An 18,073-nucleotide genomic window follows, 5' to 3' on the forward strand; every position below is an offset into this window, starting at 1 on the left:
ATAATTCGTAATTCGTAATTCGTAATTGGGGCTGACAGATAACTTTTCCCTGTTCCCTATCCTCACACGCTACGCGAACAGCAAGCCCTAATTAAGAGTGTACAAGCCCCACCCAGATATACGATATGGAGCAACCACTGATTGCAACTACGAATTACGTTCGCGTAGCGTTTCCGATAGCGCAGCGTGGCGTAGCTATAGGAAATATTATCAATTACGAATTACAAGCTAACCACTAACTTGAGATTCAACTACACCGATAGGACAAGCAACTTTTGTTCCTCCTAACCCACAATAACCGTTGGGGTTTTTGGCTAAATATTGCTGATGATAGGCTTCTGCGTAATAGAATTCAGGCGCATCTAAAATTTCTGTGGTAATTTTGCCATAGCCTGCTTTGCTTAGAGGTTCCTGATATGCATCCCGTGATGCTTCGGCTAACTGTTTTTGCTGTTCGGAATAAACATAAATTCCTGAACGATATTGAGTGCCTGCGTCATTACCTTGGCGCATTCCTTGGGTGGGGTTATGGCTTTCCCAAAATACTTTCAGTAGTTGAGAATAACTAATCACTTTGGGGTCAAACACAACTAAAACTACCTCGTTATGACCAGTCATTCCGGTACAGACTTCATCATAACTGGGGTTGGGGGTACTACCAGCAGCGTAACCCACCGCAGTTGTATATACTCCTTCAAGTTGCCAGAATTTGCGTTCTGCACCCCAAAAGCAACCTAAGCCAAATACTGCTTGCTCTAATCCTTCGGGAAAAGGTGCTTTTAAAGGATTTTTATTGACATAATGTTCATTGGGTACTGGCATCGACTTTGCTCTTCCTGGCAAAGCTTCTTCAGGAGTGGGGATAGTCAGCTTTTTACCAAATCCAAATAGTCCCATAGTTTTTAACTCTGATTTCTCATAAATTTCTTTACCTTACTTAATATTCTAAAGAATCTTGTACAGCTTGGGGAATTCTGGAACAGGACTTACGCAAAATTCACCTGATTATTTTGGTAATACCTAATCGCCTACAACTTTGAGAGGGCGCAACGCGATTTGCTGAGTTTAATGTCAAAAACCAGCATACCTGTGGCGCGAAGCCATCGCTAAAACTTAATTTAAGACTGAGGTAATTTTATGGTTATTCGTACTTGTTATGCTGAATTTTCCATCTAAACCTAGAATTTTCTTTAAAAATAAGGTTTACAGACCGAAATATAATTTATAGTAATTTCACACAAACTAATATGTTACAAATCACACTTACGATGAAATTAATTATCTATCATAAAGATACTATCAAGAACTTCTAAGCTGCGCTAATTAATGTATAAAAATACCATGTTTTTTTTGAAAATACATACGCTATTGTACAGCAATGACCCCACAATATGATAGTCGTCTCTGACTTCAAATTTCTCGCTCTTTAGCAGAAGCCGCAAAGCAGGTAAGCAAGTTATAATTCTCTTGCGGAGCAACGTAACAAAAATTTATGAGTAACCCCTTTGTACAAGCCTTTTTTGTAGGCAGAGCTGTGGCCGAAGTTATTAATGAACGCCTAGAGGTAGCTGTAACCGACGCTTTGAGTGATTTAGGCAAATTTGATGCCGAAGCTAGAGAACAAATGCGCCAGTTCACAGAAGAGGTCTTAGAACGGGCAAATCGGGCGGCTGAAGCGGCTAATTCTGGTCAAAGTACCCCCGGTGGTAGCTACTCTGGTTCTGATTCTGTTGACTTACAAGCAACAATCGATGAACTCAGAGCCGAAATTGCCCTCCTGCGAAATGAATTGCAACGTTATCGCAGCAGTTCTGTATAAATTTGGCTATTAGTCATTAGTCATTAGTCATGATTACATGACACTTGCTCGTAAATAATTCAGAAATCAGAGTGTCTTTTCATCCAAGGGATTTGGTTAACAACCAACGGTACACAAAAAATATGGAAACAGGTTATTCAGATCAGGCATACCGTTGGAATCGGGAAAACTACACTAGTACATGGCGCTTTATACACATTTGGTCTTTTGTCTTGACCTTAATGTTCAAGCTTTGGCGTTACAACAAATCTTGGAGTTATGGTTGGCGTATGACTGAGGCCAAGCAAGTTGCCAGACGCAAAGCCCAAGCGGTTTGGATTCGTAATACCCTGTTGGACTTAGGGCCAACTTTTATTAAAGTTGGGCAGTTGTTTTCTACCCGTGCTGATATATTTCCCGGTGAATATGTCGAAGAATTGGCAAAGTTACAGGACAAAGTGCCTGCTTTTAGTTATGAGCAAGTAGAAACAAGTATTGAGGAAGAACTAGGGAAGAAAATTCCGGAGTTATTCCAAAATTTTGAACCTATTCCCCTCGCGGCGGCTAGTTTAGGGCAAGTACACAAAGCTGTGCTGCACACCGGGGAAGCAGTTGTAGTGAAAATACAACGTCCTGGACTCAAGAAGCTATTTGAAATCGATTTACAGATTCTCAAGAGCATCACTTACTATTTTCAAAACCATCCGAAATGGGGACGGGGGCGCGATTGGCTAGGAATTTATGAAGAGTGTTGTCGCATTCTTTGGGAAGAAATTGATTATCTCAACGAAGGTCGCAATGCTGATACTTTTCGCCGGAACTTTCGCGGTTATGAATGGGTAAAAGTCCCAAGAGTTTACTGGCGTTATGCTTCACCAAAAGTATTGACTTTAGAATATGTCCCCGGAATTAAAATTAGTCAATATGAAGCTCTAGAAGCCGCAGGTTTAGATCGTAAGGTGTTAGCACGTCAAGGCGCTCAAGCTTACTTGTTGCAATTACTAAATAATGGCTTTTTCCATGCTGACCCTCACCCAGGTAATATTGCCGTTAGTCCCAAGGGTGATTTAATTTTCTACGACTTCGGCATGATGGGACAAATTAAGTCTAATGTGCGTGAAGGGTTAATGGAAACGCTATTTGGCATTGCTCAAAAAGATGGCGATCGCGTTGTGCAGTCTCTGATCGATTTAGGCGCGATCGCCCCTACGGATGATATGGGGCCAGTGCGGCGTTCTGTCCAATATATGCTAGACCATTTCATGGATCAACCTTTTGAAAATCAGTCTGTGGCCGCAATCAGTGACGATTTGTATGAATTAGCTTATAATCAGCCATTTAGATTTCCCGCAACCTTCACTTTTGTGATGCGAGCTTTTTCTACTCTAGAAGGGGTAGGCAAAGGTTTAGATCCAGAATTTAACTTTATGGAAGTTGCCCAACCTTATGCAATGCAACTAATAACAAATATGAATGGTTCTGATAATAATAGCTTTATCAATGAATTAAGTCGCCAAGCAGTGCAAGTCAGTACAACTGCATTCGGTTTGCCTCGGAGATTAGAGGATACATTAGAGAAGTTAGAACGCGGTGATATGCGTGTGCGTGTTCGCTCTATAGAAACAGAGCGTCTGCTACGCAGGCAAAGTAACATTCAATTAGGCACAACCTACGCTTTAATTATCAGTGGATTTACTCTTTCCGCTACAATTTTATTGGTTAATCGTTATGTATGGCTGGCTGTATTAACTGGTTTAATTGCCGTAGCAGTGTCAGTCATTCTGATTCGCTTGCTATCACGCCTCGACCGTTATGACCGCACCTATTAATTGTTCTCAAAAATTATGAAACTTAACTTCACGGGTTCTAGCGATCCGGGACTTATTCGTTCTAGTAACCAGGATGCTTACTATATCGACCCTGAAGGGCGATTTTTTATTGTTGCTGATGGTATGGGTGGTCATGCAGGGGGTGAACAAGCAAGTCGCATCGCCACGCAGGAAATTCAAAATTTTTTGGTGTCTCACTGGGATACTACTGAACCGACCGCAAAGCTGCTAGAAAAAGCCCTATGGCAAGCAAATCAAGCCATCATTCAAGATCAGAAACACCATCCCGAACGCGCCGATATGGGGACTACAGTCGTCGTCGTGATCTTTCGCTCACCTGATTCGCCTTGGTGCGCTCATGTTGGTGACTCTAGATTATATCGGTTTCGGAAGTCACAATTACAATTAATCACTGAAGATCATACTTGGGTAGCTAGAGCCATCAAGCTGGGTGATATTACTGAAAATGAAGCTCGGAATCACCCCTATCGCCATATATTATCTAGGTGTTTGGGTAGGGAAGACTTGCATCAAGTTGATGTGCAGGAGTTAGATGTGAAATTAGGCGATCGCCTACTGCTATGCAGTGACGGTCTGACCGAAGAACTGAACAATCAGAGTATTGCTGACCACCTCCGTAACTCTCCCATATTAGAAAAAGCTTCCTTGGCTCTCATTGAAGCCGCCAAAGCGCAAGGAGGGCATGATAATATCACAATTATCATGGTTTCACTGGAAGAAAACGCTTCAGAATAGTTGAGATTTGCAATTTTGGATTTTCCCATCCACAAGCTCATAGGGCTAATAAGGCGGATGAATTAAGTGATACCTGCTTCTTTTTTGGAGTGGACATCCTGGACAAAGCCCCGCCCCTAGTGAGTGTAAAAACTCGTGCCTAATGACTATTAAAATCCAAAATTGCAAATAAATCATTTTTTTAGTAGATATACTCAGCGATTTGTTCAGCCTGAGCATTTTTCATATTTACAACTTGATACAAATACTTTTAACCTCCAAATTTACCTATTGGAGACTTATATTGCACAATCTGGTACATTGACTTTTTGCACCTAATGATATAAAGCGAATATAATTAACGCTTAATACCTTTTGCTACACCTCCATCAGCACCTCCGTACAGGAGACGTTGAAATGAGTCAAAAATAAATGAAGGTATTTCAATTCCAACTAACTTACCGATGGTATCCAAAAACCAAATTCTGCCTCAGATTTGCTTTGGTAAACCCAGGTTATACATCAGTTGGCTGAGGTGCAAAATCACAAAACGGGAATTTTATCCATAAGGATGTGGGCAATTCGTCAAACAATTGTTATCTTTCTTAATACAGAGTACAAATGTATAAAGTGTACTTAATCACTTTTTATACCTTTGAGATTGCTGTAATCGACATAAATTTTACGCGTTGTTTTTCTCGGAGTTTATTATGAGCCAACCCATCGAATTATCTTTGGAACAGCAATTTAGCATCCGATCCTTTGCTAGCCAAGTACAGCACATGAGTAACGACCAAGCTAAAGATTTTTTGGTCAAGCTTTATGAGCAAATGATGGTGCGAGAAGCAACCTATCAAGAGTTGCTCAAGCATCAATGGGGCTTGGATTCAGGTTCCACTATGGCATAGGGTAGTATGTGTGTCGCAGTGGGCGACCTCCTTCTCTTGCTTAGTTCCACGGAGGAAAAGAGCTGGGGATGCTGGGGCGTCAACTCAAATAAACAACTAAATACTGATAATTTGAGACTTAAAGCTTGACTGAGTAAATTTATATAGCAGTTTTCATAAGAGCGAGAACAGTATTAATGGCTCAAAGCCTTAAAGTAACTGGCTTTATACTCAGCATTCAGCTATAAGCTTGATACAGTTTGACTGTCTACTGTAATTTTGGGGTTACATAAAAAATCTCGCTTGACCAACTTTAACGGCAATTTTGCTATTCTGAACATTTCGCAAGTTACCCCTCATCTGTCTGTCATTTATACAGCATATTTAATTTTCTAGAGGCACACTAAGATGGAGAGGATGCCTAACCCCACAAGAGTTTTAGTATTAATATCTGTACCTCATCTACCTGCAAACTGCTGTATATACAGATGATTGTTGGTGCGGAATTGATTTCTGGTCTGTCTACAGAGGATGAGACTATTAACAACAAGTCACAGAGGATTTCTCCATGTCAGGCTGGCTGAATAAATGTAAAGCCCGGATCAATCAAAGGTTGGAGGCTGACAAACCCGAAATTAGGTGCAAGGCTTTTGAAGGGTGTACCATCAAAAGTGTGAATTTTGGGTTGAATAAATCAGAAAATTTGGGAATGACAGATAGTTGATACTATTCCCTGTTCCCTAACTCCACGGCAAAACTTTTATGCCTAACGGCACGCTACGCGAACAGCAAACCCCATGTCTTTAATGAACTAATTGCCATTGATACTTATTATATTTTTTATAAACACAGCTGACAACTAAGCATATATTTTTCTTAACAAAGATTAATATTGTCTACTTGGAATTTTAACCGGGGATTCTCTTCTGCCCTCTGCCTTCGTACTTTTGCCTTCTGAAGAACGCCTGATATTACGAGATGGGAGTATTAACAGAGAAACCTGTGGTTACTTTTTCCAACTTTGCCAAAATTTTGGGCTTCATCTTTTCGTACTCGTTTTTAAGTAAATTTTTACTCAAATCAGGATGGGAAGATGACACAAAGGTTTTACTCATGGCTATCCACTGTTGCAGTCTTTGGGGTTGGGCTGGGTCAATACTGGATAGTAAGACATGAGAACAGCGAGTTGGTATTTCCCGTGCAAATAACAACAAACGATAGGAACCCGTATGTGCCAGTAAGCTGGCAATTTCTTGACCCAGGCTAGTTTTCATATCCAGATAATACGGTAAAAATTTGGCTCCATGTTGGCGATTGTAAATCACAGTAATCCAGAGTATCATCGGGTGGGGAACAGTAATAAACAAAAATTGATTATAAATATTGCAGATTAAGCGTTTGATAATTTCTTGCTGCGGTAACATCACCCATAGGGCGGGGAGGATCTCCCCATTGGGTTGGCTGATGTTTTTTGGGAAAACAATATCGGCAATTGGTTTATTTTTAGGCCAGGAAACTTCACGAACAAAAGCAAATTCATCGTTTGATAAAGATTCGGGCAAATTAGCTTCTGTTTTTAGCTCTATTTTATTCTTAATAGCCAGGGCAGTAGTTGCATCAAAATCATCAGGTAAATTTGATGGTTGGCGTTCATCCTGCTCCAGAGATTCTATCACCTGAAGGATCTCATTAATGCTGTTGGGGCGATCGCTTGCTGCTTTAGCCAAACAACTCATCACTAAATTTTTGGCTGACTGAGGAATTTGCAAGGTGGGAGCAACCTCAGTAAAGGAACGTGGCTCTTTATTCTGATGTGTTTTATACCATGACCCAAAAGAATGAGTTGGGGCGACTAAGGGCATTTTGCCTGTGAGCATCTCGAACATCATCACGCCCAGACTATAAATATCGGCGCGATTGTCTAATTTTTTCCCCTCCATTTGTTCGGGAGAGGAATAAGCCATTGTTCCTAAATAGTATTTTGTCTGGTCGCTATTTGCTTCTAGTAACTTAGCTATCCCAAAATCTAGAACCTTGACTAATTCTCCAAAACTAGGGTCTTGAATTACCAGCATATTGCTGGGCTTGATATCACGATGAATAATCGGGTAAACTTTGCCATCAACTGAAATCCCATCATGAGCGCACTTCAACCCCAAACTGATTTGACGCACCATACTCAAAAATCGAGGGAACGTTAGACTTTTGTGGCGGATGATCTGGTTAAGGCTGTTTCCCTGTAAGTATTCCATCACATAGAACGGCGTATGATTTTCGTCTACACCGTAGTCCATGACTCGGACAATATGGATGCTTTTTTGCCCTAGCAAGGCACAGGTTTTCGCTTCTCGCTCAAAGCGGTCTTGCAACCGCATCTTTTTATTTTGTATAGATAAAGCTAAAAACTTGATGGCTACAGGTACGCCTCCCAACAAAGTATCCTTAGCACGATAAACCTTTCCCATAGCTCCAGTACCAATTAACTCTTGAAGCTGGTAGCGTTTGCCGACTAAGCGACCAATGTTGGGGTCTGACATAGAAAATTCGACTCCAATATTCAATCAACGTAATTAATATTTATATAGTAGATGGTAGATTTATCGTGATATTTGATAATCTGCCGGACTTTGAGATTGATCTATAGCTACCCCCAAGGAGACTAAGGCATTGTTAATTGCTTGAAGTCCTGGAAAAATGGGGTTTATACTCAGCGCCGTCATACCCGCAAAGCTTGACAGCACTCAGTACTTTGCTATGATTCTAGCTTGCCCAATTTTGGTTAACTAAATATCTTCTGTTACAAAATACATTAAAGTGGTGACTTTGATATTGTACCAAGCCGGATTGAGAACTCCCCAGAAATAAATTTAGGGGTTTGTGATCCTGATAGGAGAGGGCAAAAATTGTATTTCTGCCTTCTGCCTCTCTTCGGTCAAATTGACTGACGCTCTAAACTAGCTTCTATTGTGTTGGTGAGGACATGACCTGCCATCACGCCACTACTGAGATAATATGTCTGTTCGGAAATGCGGTGAATGGTTTCAAAACCACTACGACGTTGGCGATCGCCTAGCACCCAATAACGCTGCACAATAGTATCTACACCAATCCAACCCTCACCTTCAATTTGTCCTAACAGATTATGTTGCAGTAAAAAACTATACTGACGTTCTCCTTTATCCAAGCGTCCTCTATATTGCAAAGAGATTTCCGAGCGATCGCTACCTGGAAATATCAGCTTTGTCGCCATAGTGAACCAATTACCTCGATTCCAAGCTACCAAGGTCATACCTTTAACGCTGATTGGCATACCATGACGCTCTAGCCAATTGCCTTCCATCATCCAGCGTCCTGGTTCCAATAAAAAAGTGTGAGCCACCTTGTATGTTCCTTGTCTTGATCCAATATCCCTCGTACAGCATGACGTAAATACAAATACTATGGTAATACTGTTGTGCTATTCATTAACTCCTTTTTATAATTACCGTCCTCTAAATGAATTTCTCCTAAAAGGACTTCATCAGGTGCGCCAGTGGCAGCAGGTAAGTTACCAGGAAGCCCCAGATATCGCCAGTAAGCTAAAACAGCAAAGGCGATCGCTTCTTTAAAATCCGCATTCAAGCCGACTTCATCTGTCGTTAAAACTGGTACTGAAGGCAGCAATAACTGTAACCTTTGTTTTAAATACAAATTACGACTACCGCCACCGCACAATAACACCTGCTCAGGCATTTGGGGTAAAAAAGTTTCATAACTGTGAGCAATTGTAGCAACAGTTAGTTCTGTAAGTGTTGCCAGTAGGTCAGCAGCATTAAGTTGGTATGGTTCAGCATCTTTTAGACATTGATGCAGGTAAGCCACACCGAATAACTCACGACCTGTAGATTTAGGTGGAGGGAGATGAAAATAATCTTGCTTCAGCCATTGTTCTACTAATGAATTGCAAGGAACACCAGTGGCTGCCCAATTGCCGTTTTCATCGAATGACTTAGCACCATCAGTTAAATGTTGTACAGCCAAATCCAATAAACTATTTCCGGGGCCAGTATCCCAACCGCGAATTTTTGACAGCCAATCACCACCACGAGGCGGAATGTAAGCAACATTGCCAATTCCACCAATATTTTGAATGCAACGTCCTTGTACGGAATCACTCAGCAAAAAAGCATCTACTCTCGGCACAAGAGGCGCACCATGACCACCAATATTAATATCTGCCAAGCGAAAATTACTCACAGTGGTAATTCCCGTCAGATGGGCAATCAAAGCACCCCGACCTAATTGCAAGCTATAACCCAAGGAGTTGGATTTGTGACTTCCCCCTTGGGGCGGTCGATGATAGACAGTTTGACCGTGGGAACCAATCAAAGTTGCTGGTTTGTGACCGATTTGGATATTTTGAGCAGCTTGAGCAAAAGCAAGAGCGATCGCATCATCTATTTCTGCTAATTCTGCCATTGAGATAGCAACGCCTGCACCAACAGCTAAAATTTTTTCTCTTAATTCAGCAGCATAGAGATATGTTTCTCCTGCCAGCAACTCAATTTTCAAATCCAAATCGCTACCAGAAATCTCTACTAAAGCAGCATCTATACCATCTACGGAAGTGCCGCTAATTAAACCGATAACGCGAGTAGATCCGGTAACTTTTTTAGTCGGAGGCATTGGCAGAGATTCTTGTGGAGATTGCAAGGTCATCTTCAATTTATACTACTGTTTTTAGCCTAAGTTAACAGTAACAGCCTGGAAAAAAATCAAATTCTGGCTGCATTCAGGCAACGAATTTCATCCCAGTCCTGTTCTTAAAGTTTATTCGTGATGTTGACTCGCCCACTGTCTGCTACCGACGGTAGGATAAAAGGTAGAATCCATTAGCTTTGCCCGTAATGAATTTGGCTGAAACTCCCAATAACGAAAATTTTCACAATCCTTTTCTCACCCTCAACTATGAACCAGCATTGGCATCTTTGGGTGATGATTACTACGACGAAGTAAGTGCAGAGGATTTTCCTCAACATATTTTACGTTGGCGTAATGATGCACTGCTACCTCTTTTGGGACTAAATCCCCAAACCGTTACCGACGAAGACTTTAGCAACGCCTTTGGTAAATTTCAGGGACGCAAACCATTACTAGCATTGCGTTACCACGGCTATCAGTTTGGTACATATAATCCTAACTTGGGTGATGGTAGAGGCTTTCTCTACGGACAAGTCCGCGCTACTGATGGCGAACTGTACGACTTTGGCACAAAAGGTACTGGTAGAACACCCTACTCTCGTGGTGGTGATGGAATGCTGACCCTGAAAGGTGGAGTCCGAGAAGTTCTAGCCGCAGAAGCATTACACCAATTAGGAGTACGCACCTCTCGCTGTTTAACAATGATTGAAACTGGTTTATCTCTGTGGCGGGGTGATGAACCCTCACCTACTCGCTCATCTGTCATGGTGAGGGTGAACAGTTCTCATATCCGTTTTGGCACTTTTGAACGCTTGCATTATTTGCAGCGACCAGATTTAAGCCAGAAACTTTTAGATCATGTAATTCAGTATTATTACCCTCATTTAATGGCCGAAAAAGATCAATATGTTTTATTTTATGCAGAATTAGTCAAACGGGTAGCGAAACTAGCAGCGCAGTGGATGGCGGCTGGATTTTGTCATGCAGTTCTGAATACTGACAATATGTCAATTACAGGAGAAAGCTTTGATTATGGCCCTTATGCATTCATTCCCACTTATGACCCATACTTTACTGCTGCCTATTTCGACTACTATAGACGCTATTGTTATAGCCATCAACCAAGTATTTGTCAGTTGAATTTAGAAATGCTCCAAGAACCTTTAAAGGCAATTATTGACAAAGCCGCAATGGAGTCAGAATTAACAAAATTTAATCAGTATTATCAGGCTGAATATCGCTCGTTAATGTTGAAAAAACTAGGTTTTGAGAAATTGCACTTGCCAGAAGCCAATGAATTGTTAAATTTAACTATTCAATTCTTACAAGAGAGCCAAGTTGGTTATCACCAGTTTTTCTATGAAATAGCGCGTACCTTTACAAATAAATGGCGCGATCAGCGAGAAATGGTGATGCAAGATGCTGCCATTATACCTACATCAGAAACATCAAATATTTTCAACAATTGGTGTATGATGTACCATAAAATACTTAATTATTTTGAACATGAACACATGGATGTAATCACCCAAAATCTTGTTCATAATAATCCCCAAACGGCCTTATTAAGACCAATAATTGAATCGGTTTGGGAACCTATTGCCCAAGAAGATAATTGGCAACCATTTAATGATTTAGTCCAAAGAATTCAGTCAAAGAGTTAAAACTATTGAAGGGATTAGTACCGCTACGCGGAAGTCAAAAGTCAAAAGTCAAAAGTCAAAAAGCTCATCAAACAGGCTTTTCAAGGATTTTAAATGGTCTGTTTATTTACGCCGACTTGTACTAGTACCCAGGGCAAAAGTCAAAAGTCTTATTTTCTAAGCTTTTCATTGATTTTGAATGGTTTGTTGATTTTCGTCAACTTGTACTAGAATTTACAGCTACACAACCAAGATCCGTAGTGGCTTTCCCTTTGGAAAGTCACCTGTGCGGACTAACCTTCAATATTGGTTTGCATTACGCATAATTAGGGCTGGCTGAATAAAAGTGTAATCTTTATCCATCAAGGGTTTCAGGAATCTGAAAAGTTAAAAAAGTACAAGGAATCAGACTTGTGAAGATGAAAAATTATACATTGATTGATTGCATATTCGAGATATTTTCACCAATATAAATCCTTAAAACCCTGTTCCCTATTCTCATAAATAACTTTTATACCTAACGGCACGCTACGCGAACAGCAAGCTCTAATTGGCTTGATATTAACATCACTTTTCACTAAATTGGAATACCAGCAATTAATGTGATTGATAATTTAGAAAAATACTAATTCTGATTTTAGATAAAAAATCTTTAAAACGCTGACAAAGATTAATTATCCTGAAAAATAAAAGAATTAATAGTTTAAAATATGAGTCTATCTGGACAAAAAATTGCTATTGTTTCGTTAATATTCAGATTTTAACAAATTTAACGTTAAAGTTTGTGGTAAAAGCTCTGGAGGAAAAATAAGTGGGTAGGCATCACAGATATGATTCCTTTAAATCTGTGAAAATTGTCAGCAAACGAGTATTGCTGCCGCTAATTGTGGGATTTGTCGTTGCAATTGCAGTATGCATATTATGGCAAAATCTACTAATTGGAGAGCAGAGCCACATATCACAACTTGTACAACAGCAAGCGATCGCAATTCAAACTGAATTGACTAGTGAACTCAAAACTCGCATTCTGGCTTTAGAACGCATGAAAAACCGTTGGCAAATACGCGGCGGTATCCCTCGCTCAGAATGGGAAGCAGATGCGGCTAATTGCGTCAAAGACTTTGGAGGATATCAGGCTATTCAATGGGTTGATCCATCATTTCGGGTACGCTGGATTGTACCTGAATTGGGCAATGAAAATGCCCAAAACCTTGATATCAGCCAGAAGTTGCGAGGACGCGTCACCCTAGAAACCGCACGTGACAGACAACAAATAACGGTGAGTCGCACAGTCAATCTTGTTCAGGGCGGTAAGGGATTTTTAGTAGCTGTACCACTATTTGTACAAAATAAGTTCGATGGATTTATATTAGGAGTTTTTCAAATTCGCCCCCTGCTAGATTCAGTTTTACAAATACCACCAGGTTACAAGATTAAAATTTGGGAAGATGAGCAGCTAATTTACCATAATAACCCACAATTTTTAGTACCATTAGATGGGCAACAAGAAATAAATATAGACTTGTACGGTATCAATTGGCGAGTCCAAGTTTACCCAATTCCAGAATTATTAATAGACTTACAATCACCTCTACCAACCATTGTATTGCTGGCAGGCCTATCATTGTCGGGGATGCTGGCATTTTCTACCTACTTACTCCAGGCTGCAAAATTTAAAAATTATGAGATAGCAGCTATAAATCAAGAACTAAATAACCGCATTGAGCAGCAAAAACAGATAGCCATTGCCCTGGCAGAACGTGAAAATAATTTACGGCAGTTATTAGAAACAGTGAAAGTCATTCCCTGGGAATTAGACTTAAACTCTTGTAAATTTACCTATGTTGGACCTCAAGCCCAGGCTGTACTAGACTATCCCATTGATGAATGGTATCAAGAAGATTTTTGGGTCAATCATATACATCCGCAGGACAGAGAAAAAACTGTGCGTTTTTGCTATGAAGCAATGTCCCGATGCGAGAACTACGAATTTGAATATCGGATGTTAGCTGCCGATGGACGAGTTGTTTGGCTACGTGGAATTGTCAATGTTAGCACCAAAGACGGTTCACCTCAGAGGTTGCGGGGGTTCATGTTTGATATTACTGATCTCAAGCTAGTAGAAGCAACCTTGAGATTGAGAGAACGCGCACTGGCCGCTACCAGTAACGGAATTATTATTGCTGATGCCAGACTGCCTGACCATCCAGTTATTTATGTTAATAGAGCTTTTGAGCAAATTACAGGCTACGATGCTTCCGAGGTAATTGGGAAGAACTGTAGATTTCTACAAGGAAAAGATACCGAAGCATCAACACTGGCTCAACTGCATTCATCTATCAAATCTGGCAAGAGTTGTAAAGTTATACTCCTTAATTACCATAAAGATGGTCATAGTTTTTGGAATGAATTGAGTATTTCACCTATTCATAATGAAAATGGACAATTAACTCACTTCGTGGGTATTCAAAATGATATTAGCGATCGCCAAAAAGTAGAAGCAGCCCTGCGAGAAAAAGAAGAACGTTGGCAACTAGTCATTGAAGCTAACCAAGATGCAATTTGGGATTGGAACATCATCACAAATCAAACTTTTCGTTCTGCTAAGTGGAGTGAACTTTTGCAGGACGAAGAACATCAGTTTATCAGTAGTAATGATGATTGGGTAAGCCGTATTCATCCTGATGATTACGAACAGATGATGATGACGCAGCGCAATTATTTAAATAGAAAAATTCCCAATTACGTAACTGAGTTTCGTCTGCGTTGTAATGATGGTAGCTATAAGTGGGTACTAGTCCATGCTAAAGCTCAATGGGATGCACAGGGTAATCCATTGCGAATGGTTGGTTCTACCAAAGATATTACTGAACGAGTGGAAGCACAAGAAGCCCTGAAACGTCAATTTAATCGGACATTATTACTGGGACAAATTACGCAAAAAATTCGTGAAAGTCTCCACAGCAAAAGTATATTTGAAACAGCTGCTATTCAAATTGGCAAAGCCTTCGGAGTTCATCGTTGTTTAATTCATTCTTATCGTAGCGATCCCATACCTCAAATTCCCCTAGTAGCAGAGTATGTAGTCCCCGATTACATCTCCATCCGGAACATAGAAATGGCTCTGACAGACAATCCCCATGCAGAGCAAATGATCAACCAGGATCAGGCGATCGCTTCCCCAAATGTCTACCTTGATCCCTTACTCCAATCATCTGTACATATCTGCCGACAAATGGAGTTGAAGTCAATTTTGACAGTCCGCACCTCCTATCAAGGCAAACCCAACGGAGCCATTGCCTTACATCAGTGTGGCGATTTTCGCCAGTGGACTACAGAAGAAATTGAACTCCTAGAGGCTGTTGCAGAGAGACTTGGCATGGCATTAGCACAGGCTTATTTACTCGAACAAGAAACCAGCCAACGTCAAGAACTGACTGTAAAAAATTTGGCGCTGGAGCAAGCAAAACATCAAGCAGAAGCTGCAAATCGCGCAAAAAGTGAGTTTTTAGCGATGATGAGTCATGAAATTCGCACCCCGATGAACGGTGTTATCGGCATGACAGGACTACTGCTATCTACCAACCTGACTCCCCAACAGCGAGACTATCTAGAGACAATTCGCAGTAGCGGAGACGCTTTACTTAACATCATCAACGACATTTTAGATTTCTCAAAAATTGAATCAGGCAAGCTAGAACTAGAACAACGGCCTTTTGATTTAAGAACTTGTATAGAAGAAGTTATCGACTTTTTAGCCCTGAAAGCAACGGAAAAAAATATTGAATTAGCTTACATCCTCCAGCCTGATGTTCCAGTGGTGATTATCGGCGATTTACCTCGTTTACGCCAAGTTTTGATGAATCTTCTGAATAATGCGATTAAGTTTACCGAGGAGGGCGAAGTCATACTCTCGGTTGATGCGAGGAAACTGATCAGCAAGAAATCCCAAAACGTTTATAAAATTCTATTTTCTATCCAAGACACAGGTATTGGCATCGCGCCAGAGAAGATCAACCGCTTATTTCAGCCCTTTGCTCAGGCAGATGCTTCCATGAATCGAAAATATGGTGGGACAGGATTAGGATTGGTAATTAGCAAACGGTTAAGTGAAGTTATGGGTGGCACTCTTTGGATGGAAAGCCAAGGCTGTATAGGTGGTAATCCTCGTCCTGGATGGAAAAATAGCAAGCTAGTTACATCCACTGACTCTACTGTAGGTTCTACCTTTTACTTCAGTATTACTACTCAAATACCTGCCAATACAAATGTAACTGAATATAATACTCCAATAGCTCAACTTCTGGGAAAGCGGTTATTGATTGTAGATGAAAATCCCCACTACCGTAAAATTCTCAGCTTGCAAGCAGAATCTTGGAAAATGCAAACCTATACAGCTAATTCCAGAAGAGAAGCTTTAGTTCAACTAAGCCAGGGTAAAAAGTTCGACATTGCCATTTTAGATACGCATAAGTCTTATATAGATTGGCGAACCTTCGTAAATCACATTCACCACCAACGTGGTTATGAACATCTGCCCTTGGTGATTCTGACTTCCGTTCATCAAAAATCAAATAGTGCAGAATTTATTGATGTCCCCTTTACTACATTTTTGACTAAACCAGTTAAACAGTCTCAACTGTACAACGTCTTAACTAATGTTCTGGATAATCAGCCCATTAAAGCTAGGTTCTTTCAACATCAAACTTCTGAGCCTGATTTGCATATAGCAGAGGAAAACCCATTGCAAATTCTGTTAGCAGAGGATACGGCAATAAATCAAAAAGTTGCCCTTTTGATGCTAGAAAAAATTGGCTACCGGGCAGATGTCGCTGTCAATGGAATGGAAGTTCTTCAAGCATTGCAACTTGGTTCCTATGATGTGGTATTGATGGATGTACAAATGCCCGAAATGGATGGCTTAGAAGCAACTAAAATAATTTGCCAGCAATATCCAGGTAGTTCTCGCCCTCGGATTATCGCCATGACTGCCAATGCTATTCAAGGCGATCGCGACATCTGTTTGGCAGCTGGGATGGATGATTACATTAGCAAACCAGTGCAAATGCAAGATTTAGCCCTAGCACTCAGTAAATGCCAACCCCGAAACAGTCCGGAATTCACGTCTCAAAAACCGAATTTTTGCCCCAACCCCAAAGTTAGGAAGATTCTTACTCCCAATAGAGAAAGGATTATAATTGATACTAAAATTCTCAATTCTTTGCGAGATATGATGTCAGGAGATAAGGTAGCATTTAAACAACTACTTAATTGTTATCTAGAAGAAACTCCCAAGTTTATACATAGTATCAAATTTTCATACGTAAATAAAGATGCCCAAACTTTATGGCAGGCCGCTCACACTCTTAAATCTAGTAGTGCATCTGTTGGGGCGACAAACTTAGCAAAAATCTGCAAACAGCTAGAAGTAAAAGGACGAAGTAGTGATTTAGAAGGCAGCGAAGAAATTTGCTCACAACTCTACAAGGAATATGACCTAGTGAAAACAGCTTTGCAAATAGAACTGGAAAAGATAGAACATTGAACACTACTTTTGCAGAAAACAAATCTCCGGCTCTAATTCTGATTGTTGATGATGAACAATTTATCCGAATGCAACTGCGACTAGCCCTGGAACGGGAAGGGTATCAAATAGCAGAAGCTGAAAATGGCAGAAAGGCTTTAAATGTTTTTCAGCAACTGCACCCGGATCTCATCCTCTTGGACGCAATTATGCCTGATATGGATGGATTTGAGTGCTGTACTCAGCTACAGTCTTTGGAGTGTGGTCGGTCTACTCCTGTTTTAATGATTACCGGACTAGATGATCAAGAATCTGTTGATCGGGCTTTTGAAGTGGGAGCAGTTGATTTTGTCACCAAACCAGTTCACTGGCCAGTTCTACGTCAACGAGTGAAATTTTTGATTGAGCAATCCCATCTTCAGAAACAGCTGGAACTTGCTCATCGAGAATTGCAAAGATTGGTGACTATTGATCAATTAACTCAAGTTTCTAACCGCCGACGGTTTGAAGAATATTTAACCCAAGAATGGCAACGTATGGCGCGAGAACAATTGCCTATTTCCATGATTCTCAGCGATATTGATTACTTCAAATTATATAACGATACTTATGGCCATCAGGTCGGCGATTACTGTCTGCAAGAGGTAGCGCAATGTATTAATCATAGTATTAAACGTCCGGCTGATGTAGTTGCCCGTTATGGGGGGGAAGAATTTGCTGTAATTTTACCTAATACGGAGATAGAAGGTGCAATCATTCTCGCTGAAATCATTTGCTCTGCTGTCAGGGAATTGAAGATCCCCCACAGTAGTTCCCCAGTTAGTGCCTCTGTAACTATCAGCGCTGGAGTAGCTACAATTATCCCTAAACCTAATTCTAATTATCAAGAAGTGATTATTCTCGCCGATAAAGCATTGTATCAAGCAAAATTGGCAGGACGCGATCGCATCAAATCTATCTCTATTGGCAAGTATTAA

General features: G+C 40.6%; 12 protein-coding genes. 7 read left to right on the top strand and 5 right to left on the bottom strand.

Annotation, left to right across the window (positions count from 1 at the left end):
• Positions 1–228: 228 nt before the first annotated feature.
• Positions 229–897 (bottom strand): peptide-methionine (S)-S-oxide reductase MsrA, encoded by a 669-nt coding sequence (gene msrA, locus VB654_RS10525; protein WP_323213670.1) that lies wholly within the window; start codon positions 895–897, stop codon positions 229–231.
• A 595-nt stretch (positions 898–1,492) separates the two neighbouring features.
• On the opposite strand from msrA, the gene VB654_RS10530 reads away from it, so the two are divergent.
• From VB654_RS10530 to VB654_RS10545, 4 genes are all read left to right on the top strand, one after another.
• Complete coding sequence (locus VB654_RS10530) at positions 1,493–1,819, top strand: DUF6825 family protein (protein ID WP_323213671.1); 327 nt, start codon at positions 1,493–1,495, stop codon at positions 1,817–1,819.
• 122 nt (positions 1,820–1,941) lie between these two features.
• The gene (locus VB654_RS10535) at positions 1,942–3,627 is read left to right on the top strand and encodes an AarF/ABC1/UbiB kinase family protein (RefSeq protein WP_323213672.1); all 1,686 of its coding nucleotides are present in this window, start codon (positions 1,942–1,944) and stop codon (positions 3,625–3,627) included.
• Positions 3,628–3,642: 15 nt separating this feature from the next.
• Positions 3,643–4,383, top strand: a complete 741-nt coding sequence (locus tag VB654_RS10540; protein WP_323213673.1) for a Stp1/IreP family PP2C-type Ser/Thr phosphatase — start codon at positions 3,643–3,645, stop codon at positions 4,381–4,383.
• 689 nt (positions 4,384–5,072) lie between these two features.
• A complete protein-coding gene (locus VB654_RS10545) occupies positions 5,073–5,270 on the top strand; it encodes an NblA/ycf18 family protein (RefSeq protein ID WP_089090660.1) in 198 nt (65 codons plus the stop codon).
• 950 nt (positions 5,271–6,220) lie between these two features.
• Here VB654_RS10545 and VB654_RS10550 read toward each other — a convergent pair.
• The 4 genes from VB654_RS10550 to VB654_RS10565 all read right to left on the bottom strand — a co-directional run bounded on the left by VB654_RS10550 (position 6,221) and on the right by VB654_RS10565 (position 9,914).
• Positions 6,221–7,786, bottom strand: a complete 1,566-nt coding sequence (locus VB654_RS10550; RefSeq protein WP_323213674.1) for a serine/threonine-protein kinase — start codon at positions 7,784–7,786, stop codon at positions 6,221–6,223.
• A gap of 60 nt (positions 7,787–7,846) precedes the next feature.
• Positions 7,847–7,990: a hypothetical protein gene (locus VB654_RS10555; protein WP_323213675.1), complete on the bottom strand. Its 144-nt coding sequence runs from the start codon at positions 7,988–7,990 to the stop codon at positions 7,847–7,849.
• Positions 7,991–8,181: 191 nt separating this feature from the next.
• Entirely contained in the window at positions 8,182–8,628 is a 447-nt protein-coding gene (locus tag VB654_RS10560; RefSeq protein ID WP_323213676.1) for a hypothetical protein, read from the bottom strand.
• A 59-nt stretch (positions 8,629–8,687) separates the two neighbouring features.
• Positions 8,688–9,914 (bottom strand): anhydro-N-acetylmuramic acid kinase, encoded by a 1,227-nt coding sequence (locus VB654_RS10565; RefSeq protein WP_323213723.1) that lies wholly within the window; start codon positions 9,912–9,914, stop codon positions 8,688–8,690.
• Between the two features lie 221 nt (positions 9,915–10,135).
• Between VB654_RS10565 and VB654_RS10570 the strand changes: the two genes are divergently transcribed.
• The 3 genes from VB654_RS10570 to VB654_RS10580 all read left to right on the top strand — a co-directional run bounded on the left by VB654_RS10570 (position 10,136) and on the right by VB654_RS10580 (position 18,073).
• On the top strand, positions 10,136–11,593 hold the full coding sequence (locus VB654_RS10570; protein WP_323213677.1) for a protein adenylyltransferase SelO: 1,458 nt from the start codon (positions 10,136–10,138) through the stop codon (positions 11,591–11,593).
• Between the two features lie 790 nt (positions 11,594–12,383).
• Positions 12,384–17,117 carry a PAS domain S-box protein gene (locus VB654_RS10575; RefSeq protein WP_323213678.1) on the top strand — a complete coding sequence of 1,578 codons (4,734 nt, stop codon included), beginning with the start codon at positions 12,384–12,386 and terminating at the stop codon, positions 17,115–17,117.
• Positions 17,114–18,073 (top strand): PleD family two-component system response regulator, encoded by a 960-nt coding sequence (locus tag VB654_RS10580; protein ID WP_323213679.1) that lies wholly within the window; start codon positions 17,114–17,116, stop codon positions 18,071–18,073. Before VB654_RS10575 ends, VB654_RS10580 begins: the two co-directional genes overlap by 4 nt.

The organism is Nodularia sp. UHCC 0506 (genome assembly GCF_034931045.1).
GTDB lineage: Bacteria > Cyanobacteriota > Cyanobacteriia > Cyanobacteriales > Nostocaceae > Nodularia.

Coding starts and splice junctions, on each gene's coding strand:
- msrA (WP_323213670.1), bottom strand. CDS start 897: ATGGGACTATTTGGATTTGGTAAAAAGCTGACTATCCCCACTCCTGAA.
- VB654_RS10530 (WP_323213671.1), top strand. CDS start 1,493: ATGAGTAACCCCTTTGTACAAGCCTTTTTTGTAGGCAGAGCTGTGGCC.
- VB654_RS10535 (WP_323213672.1), top strand. CDS start 1,942: ATGGAAACAGGTTATTCAGATCAGGCATACCGTTGGAATCGGGAAAAC.
- VB654_RS10540 (WP_323213673.1), top strand. CDS start 3,643: ATGAAACTTAACTTCACGGGTTCTAGCGATCCGGGACTTATTCGTTCT.
- VB654_RS10545 (WP_089090660.1), top strand. CDS start 5,073: ATGAGCCAACCCATCGAATTATCTTTGGAACAGCAATTTAGCATCCGA.
- VB654_RS10550 (WP_323213674.1), bottom strand. CDS start 7,786: ATGTCAGACCCCAACATTGGTCGCTTAGTCGGCAAACGCTACCAGCTT.
- VB654_RS10565 (WP_323213723.1), bottom strand. CDS start 9,914: ATGCCTCCGACTAAAAAAGTTACCGGATCTACTCGCGTTATCGGTTTA.
- VB654_RS10570 (WP_323213677.1), top strand. CDS start 10,136: ATGAATTTGGCTGAAACTCCCAATAACGAAAATTTTCACAATCCTTTT.